The 5,688-nt window shown below is 39.8% G+C and carries 9 protein-coding genes; 3 read left to right on the top strand and 6 right to left on the bottom strand.

The features are described 5' to 3' along the window. From ACE1CM_RS23220 to ACE1CM_RS23210, 3 genes are all read left to right on the top strand, one after another. On the top strand, nucleotides 1-445 hold a 445-nt coding region (locus ACE1CM_RS23220; protein ID WP_374880796.1), incomplete at its 5' end, for a DUF192 domain-containing protein. Nucleotides 446-761: 316 nt separating this feature from the next. Then, the gene (locus ACE1CM_RS23215; protein WP_374880794.1) at nucleotides 762-1,367 is read left to right on the top strand and encodes a hypothetical protein; all 606 of its coding nucleotides are present in this window, start codon (nucleotides 762-764) and stop codon (nucleotides 1,365-1,367) included. Continuing rightward, nucleotides 1,368-1,535: a hypothetical protein gene (locus ACE1CM_RS23210; protein ID WP_374880792.1), complete on the top strand. Its 168-nt coding sequence runs from the start codon at nucleotides 1,368-1,370 to the stop codon at nucleotides 1,533-1,535. It abuts the gene before it with no gap. An 18-nt stretch (nucleotides 1,536-1,553) separates the two neighbouring features. On the opposite strand, the gene ACE1CM_RS23205 is transcribed toward ACE1CM_RS23210, so the two are convergent. The 6 genes from ACE1CM_RS23205 to ACE1CM_RS23180 all read right to left on the bottom strand — a co-directional run bounded on the left by ACE1CM_RS23205 (nucleotide 1,554) and on the right by ACE1CM_RS23180 (nucleotide 5,625). Further along, entirely contained in the window at nucleotides 1,554-2,414 is an 861-nt protein-coding gene (locus ACE1CM_RS23205; RefSeq protein WP_374880790.1) for an ATP-binding protein, read from the bottom strand. A 2-nt stretch (nucleotides 2,415-2,416) separates the two neighbouring features. Then, nucleotides 2,417-2,638, bottom strand: coding sequence for a hypothetical protein (locus ACE1CM_RS23200; protein ID WP_374880788.1), 222 nt, complete (start codon nucleotides 2,636-2,638; stop codon nucleotides 2,417-2,419). 105 nt (nucleotides 2,639-2,743) lie between these two features. Further along, nucleotides 2,744-4,447 (bottom strand): hypothetical protein, encoded by a 1,704-nt coding sequence (locus ACE1CM_RS23195; RefSeq protein WP_374880786.1) that lies wholly within the window; start codon nucleotides 4,445-4,447, stop codon nucleotides 2,744-2,746. A gap of 132 nt (nucleotides 4,448-4,579) precedes the next feature. Next, nucleotides 4,580-4,729: a hypothetical protein gene (locus ACE1CM_RS23190; RefSeq protein ID WP_374880784.1), complete on the bottom strand. Its 150-nt coding sequence runs from the start codon at nucleotides 4,727-4,729 to the stop codon at nucleotides 4,580-4,582. 166 nt (nucleotides 4,730-4,895) lie between these two features. After that, on the bottom strand, nucleotides 4,896-5,288 hold the full coding sequence (locus ACE1CM_RS23185; protein WP_374880782.1) for a DUF3368 domain-containing protein: 393 nt from the start codon (nucleotides 5,286-5,288) through the stop codon (nucleotides 4,896-4,898). An 85-nt stretch (nucleotides 5,289-5,373) separates the two neighbouring features. Continuing rightward, on the bottom strand, nucleotides 5,374-5,625 hold the full coding sequence (locus tag ACE1CM_RS23180; RefSeq protein WP_374880780.1) for a UPF0175 family protein: 252 nt from the start codon (nucleotides 5,623-5,625) through the stop codon (nucleotides 5,374-5,376). Between the last annotated feature and the right edge of the window lie 63 nt (nucleotides 5,626-5,688).

Raw genomic sequence — 5,688 nt, 5'->3', positions numbered from 1 at the left:
TATGGCTAATTTAAAAACACCTAAATCCACGCATCTTATTTCCTCTGCCAATCGAAGATCGCCGAGTTTAAACTCGCGTTTTATCGGTAATCCCTGGATAAATCAAGCTGCCAACAACCTTGATAAAATTGGCTGGTTATTAGGTGGATTGTTAGTTGTAGGGCCAGTTGTTCTCAGTTTAGTTTCTAACATCCCTCATCAACCTCAATCTCTCCCTATTTCAGCAAAAGCGCTAGTTGCAAACCAGGTCATTGGTTTAGAAGTAGCCCGCACACCCCAGCAGCAAGCTGTTGGTTTAATGTACCGTACTGAGTTACCAGCAAACCGAGGAATGCTGTTCTTAATTCACCCACCGCAGACAGTTAACTTTTGGATGAAAAATGTGCAGATACATTTGGATATCCTGTTTTTAAAGGATGGGGTGATAAAAGCGATACGCCTTTAGGCACGCTTCGCGAACGCACCCAACGTCCCTCCTTGCAAGACTAAACCTTGTCCAACTTATAGTTCAGCCATTCCAGTCAATCAGGTGTTGGAATTACGCGGAGGTCAGGTGGAGAGGCTAGGTTTAAAAATCGGTTCGCGCATAACAATTCAACCCCTTAACCATATTCCTCAACAAAAATAAATCCAAGAATTGCTGTATAACTTTTGATATAACGCAGGAAGCCGCTCTCTATCAAAAGTTACTAGCAAACCTACAAACAATTTCCCTAAAATCTGACTGGGAATGGTGTTAGGCTAGCTATGTCAGAAAACTTATGGCAACAACAACAGACGCTCTGTTCGCACTAACAGAAGAATGCCGCCGCGTTAATCCCGATATTTCAATCGGTCAGACAGCACTCACCCTGAGCAAAATTCTCGATTATCTTGACTATCAAACCGTAGCAGAACCGAGTCAAAATATTGAACCAGTTTCTCAGAGTGACTCGATTAAAGCTCTTTCCCAGATGATTCTTAATGTCAACACTGGATTATCGGTGGAAGAATCGATTAAAACCGTCTTAAATTTTACTTACATTGAAAATCAAAGCGAAAATATAGACACCTCTATTGAGCAAAATTTTGAGACAAATAACAACATAGAACTGAAAGAAACAAAAGATGTCCAACTCGAACCATCAGAAATAACCAGGGCAGATCTAGAACTAATGTACGAGCAAGATACTCAACTCAACAACAGCCAGACACAAAATGATATCCATCAATACGTCATCCCCTTGATGCTGCAAAGATTGAACTTGATGGGCGAAAAAGATGAAAATAACATTCAAGTCTATCAGTCAGAGAAATTCACCGCGCAACTTGAAACAGCTAGTTCAGGAACTTATATTTTGATGCTCGACAGAAATAAGCCGCTATAGATGGAAAATAAGCAAGCCTTGCTAGCTACCAAAGTCCCCAACGAATTGAGATTTGAGATTGTCATCAATACCCTGTCTGAATCTGAGATTGAACCCTTTAAACACATTTACAGTATTGAACAAGTAACTGACATCAATCCCCCAATACCACAACCTGAGATAGATTAATCTTAGGGAAACTTGTGATTAATGGGATGAAACATATGAAGGCAAAACAACCTTAATAAAACACCCTTTACCTAACTCAGATGTAACCTCTATAGAACCTTGATGGGCTTCCACAATTTGCTTGGAAAGATAAAGCCCCAATCCCGTACCCAAACAGTTATGATTTCCCCGGTGAAACGGTTGGAACAAATCAGACAAGTATTCCGCATCAATTCCAATTCCTGTATCTTGCACTAAAACTTCAACAAATTGAGATCTATCGGACAAATGACAACTCACGCAAATCGAACCCGAATTTGTGAATTTAATTGCATTTGAGATCAGATTGACGAACACCCGCCGCAATTGCAAGCGATCGCTCATTACCCAGACTGACGTTAAATGCTGTTGCCAATCAATCATCAGTCCTTTGGCAACTGCCAAAGGGTTGAACTCTTCAATCACCTCTGCAATCAATTGAGCCAAATCTAATCGCAAAAACGACTTGGGTTTCTTACCAGCTTCATACTCGTAAACCGCTAACAAAGTATTGACCAAATCCAAAAGGTTTTGATTGTTCCTCATCAACCGGGCAATTACAGATTCAAAATCATCCAAACTGCAACCATAATTTCCTTGATATAAGGAATTTAACACTTCATGAGCTGCTAACAATGGATTACGCAAGTCATGAGTTAGTTGTCTAACAAAATCCTCTCGCTGCAATGCAATTTGGTGAGTATTGGCAATTGTGCGATCGCGTTCATCAATCGCAGACTTCAACCGCAACAATGCCCGAATCTTCGCCAGCAGATATTTTCGTTTAATTGGCTTGCAAATAAAATCATCTGCGCCACAATTTAGCCGATAAACTAAGCTGGGAGTATCGCAAACCGTCATTTTTATACATACTCATCGATCAGGCGCTTCAGACTGTTGCTGTCTTCATCATCGAACTGATTAAGCTTCTCCCGAAAATTGAGCCAATAAGGCTGCACAGAATTACTAAGTTCGTAAGACTTCTTAAATAAAGATTTAAATTCCCCATAGCAACGATATGAAGAGTAAATCTGATTGTTTTGGAAAAAAGCCTCTAAAATATTTTCCCATTGTGTTGTAGTCAAATATTCAGCAATTTTAACTAGCAACCTAGAATTACTACCAGCAGAGTCAAAAGAGATAGAGTTGGCGAAATTATCAATTATTGCTGAAACATTATTTTTCAAAATCTATTCAATTATTTCATCTGGAAGTATGTCCCAATACCTTCTTTGATCAAGTAAATCATCAAAAGAAGCAGCTTTAACCTGCTGAGTAATAGAGTCGTTAAGCAACTTAAGTATTTTAGATTTTGGTTCATCTATCAAGTTGTACTTGTCCATTAAATTTGCTGCACCAAGTAAATCCTTTAGGCTGGAAGTAGAAATCTTCTCCTCTAAGTGAGGCTCAATTAAATCAATAAGCAATCCATCTTCTCTTCTCATTAACAAAACTGTTTTCTCTATTGACATGGTTTCTACCTGTTCTTTAAATTCTTGAATAATAAAATTATCAAATAATTCAATTATTTCAACTTTTGGCTCGTTTATTGATTTATATTCGGATTTGGTTTGAAGTAAATCTCTTAAATTTCCAGTGGGGATCTTTACCTTTAAGTCAGACTCAATTAAATCAATAAGCCAATTATCTTGATGCTTGGATGCTATTGAGGTTAACTCTCTTAATGAGGCAGCCTTAATTTTCTCTTTCGTATAGGCTTGAATACTCTCATCCGATTTCAGTAAGGTTTCGGCTCTCATTAAAAGTAGCTCGTCTAAAGTAGCTTGCGACGACAATTCTCGCAAAAGGGGAATAAGTATTTTCTCCTTAAACACGTTATCTTTACAAGTTTCTCTTAATGAGAGTAAGTCCTTCACAGGAATCCGAAGCTTCTTAACTACAGATTCTCTCAAGAAATTTATACGAGATGCTTTTACTAATATAGATATAACTTTTTGTGAAAGTCCCTTGACGGATTTTTGATATGTTTCAAATACAAATTGATATGTTTCAAATATATCAATTTTATCAATGTAAGCTTCCGCTTTTAACCTACATGGTTCACTGAGACTATCCCAAGCAGTAATGCTTCCAAGATAAACGATAGCTTTATCCCAATTCTCATCCATAACTCGATTGAGAATAATGTCAGATAGTTGAGTATTCAATATCTCTTTTGTTTCGTGAGGATACATATTTGATATAGCATTCATTGCTGAAAACTGACGTGACCTTTCATCTTCTGGAAGGTCATCTATTAACAAACTTTTCGTTAAACCGCTAACAATATTTTTGACCAATACAAATCGCGCTCTAGCCAATGGACTTTTTTGAAAATACTTTATTGCTAATTCTGGATCTACTGGAAAGTATTCAGATTTAATGTCCTGAAAAATTCTCTCGCGGGCAGCACGCCCTTGAACAGGCGGACGCTCTAAAAGATGTGTTACTGCACTTCTCAAGTGATAGCGTGCTAGCTCGGCTGTTGCTTCAAATGGCTCTTCCAAAGAAGTCATGGAAGGATGAGCACATCGGCTTCGATCTTCAAACAGTCTTTCAATGTCTGATTTCTCTACAGTTGAGATTAGTTCAAATTTCGTGAGTGCAATCTCAGGAATATTAGACTCAAATTGCCAAAGATCTCTAAACTGTTTACCTGAACCTCTTAACTTATCAAATTCTTCTAGTAAGTTCGCAGCTTCTGGAGCTCCAAAAAGTTCTAACTCTCTGAGTTTGTGTAGAAAGTCAAAAACTACTGCGTTCCATGTGGCGACAATACAAGAACGAAATGCACCAGCGCGGTAACAAGAAACAGCCTCTTGGATAAACTTTCTAGATAATTTATCTCTGCATCGTACTATCAGTTCATCTAAATCGATAAAGGCTTCGTACATAGAGTAATCAGGGAAGTTCAGACATGAATTACATCAATCCTATGGTAGCGCATCAATTTTGCTAGTTCAGAAACGCGCCGCACGAAAGTATCTACCACAGGACTTACGCAAAGTTTCTGCATGTAGGGTGTGTTAGCGAAGCGCGTAACGCACCAATCCACCATATTTAGTGTCGTTGCGTAAGTCCTGTACCATCCAAGATAAGCCGAAGTTGCTCGATAAACCTGGACTTACCGCCCCCCGCACCTCTAGCAGCACCGATGCATTGCGGTATCCTATCATTGCGATCGCAATCGTCTGCTCATTATTCTACTTATTGGGAAGAGGGTTAATTGGTGCTAGGTAGCCATATCGATTAGTCAACACAGCTACAAACAAAACTGATTGCAGAAATATTTTTCAGCAACGCTATTGAAGGGAGGAGGGAAAAGAATTAAGAAGATTCTGCTCATTCGCAGGCTAGCTTTAGTACGGATGCGCGAGTGACTGAATCGAGCCGAAAACCAAGGCTATCAAGCTGGTCAAGAATTGGTAACACAGTCGTTAAATGACCAGATTGTTTGGCTTTCAAAAGCACACCAAGTGTTCCTGTAAATTTAATTCCCAACCTGCGGGCATACCGTCTAGCAGGGGCATCATCTAGTAGCACAATTGAATCAGGAATTTCCAACGCCAACGCCAAAGCTTCTCGCTCTCCTGCACCCAAAACATTCACAACCGAGGCTAAAGGAGTTAAGTCTTGAGCTTGTCGCAGAATCAGCCAAGATAGTGTTACCGGATCGGGAAGCGACACACCAAGATTTCGACCTTCAGCAAGTTCATCTGCAACGGCTTGAGGCAAGATAACCTGTCCGTACAGTGTAGGCAGTAAGTCCAGTAAGCCTGCTTGATAAAGCTACTGAATTGGCGAAGTATCGCCGATCATCTCAGGCATTCGCCAAATCCTCAATTAACTCCGCTTCTGTGAAGCGAAAGGTGTCCACACCGTAGTCTGCTAGCTTACTCAGGAAAACAACTCTAGGAATTCCGGCAAACGTTGCCGCCATCCCAGAGGAAAGCCGACCTAACTCATAAAACTTAATTGCTGCTGCTAGACGCATTTCTTCTCCCAGTTGCTGGGGATCTAACTTTAGCGCCAGTAATGTTTCCTCTGGTAGAGATAGGGTAATTTCAGTCATCGTCGTATTAAATGCAAGAGTGTCATACTGCTGAATTTAGTCTAACTGTTACGATCGCATTCA

It is taken from the genome of Microseira sp. BLCC-F43, assembly GCF_041929235.1.
In the GTDB taxonomy this organism is placed as follows: domain Bacteria; phylum Cyanobacteriota; class Cyanobacteriia; order Cyanobacteriales; family Aerosakkonemataceae; genus Microseira.
The sequence above is the reverse complement of the archived record's forward strand: the minus strand, read 5'-3'. Positions and strand labels throughout refer to the sequence as shown.

Excerpts from the sequence above, each read along its gene's own strand:
- ACE1CM_RS23215 (WP_374880794.1), top strand. The coding sequence starts at position 762 with ATGGCAACAACAACAGACGCTCTGTTCGCACTAACAGAAGAATGCCGC.
- ACE1CM_RS23195 (WP_374880786.1), bottom strand. The coding sequence starts at position 4,447 with ATGTACGAAGCCTTTATCGATTTAGATGAACTGATAGTACGATGCAGA.
- ACE1CM_RS23190 (WP_374880784.1), bottom strand. The coding sequence starts at position 4,729 with ATGATAGGATACCGCAATGCATCGGTGCTGCTAGAGGTGCGGGGGGCG.
- ACE1CM_RS23180 (WP_374880780.1), bottom strand. The coding sequence starts at position 5,625 with ATGACTGAAATTACCCTATCTCTACCAGAGGAAACATTACTGGCGCTA.
- ACE1CM_RS23210 (WP_374880792.1), top strand. The coding sequence starts at position 1,368 with ATGGAAAATAAGCAAGCCTTGCTAGCTACCAAAGTCCCCAACGAATTG.
- ACE1CM_RS23205 (WP_374880790.1), bottom strand. The coding sequence starts at position 2,414 with ATGACGGTTTGCGATACTCCCAGCTTAGTTTATCGGCTAAATTGTGGC.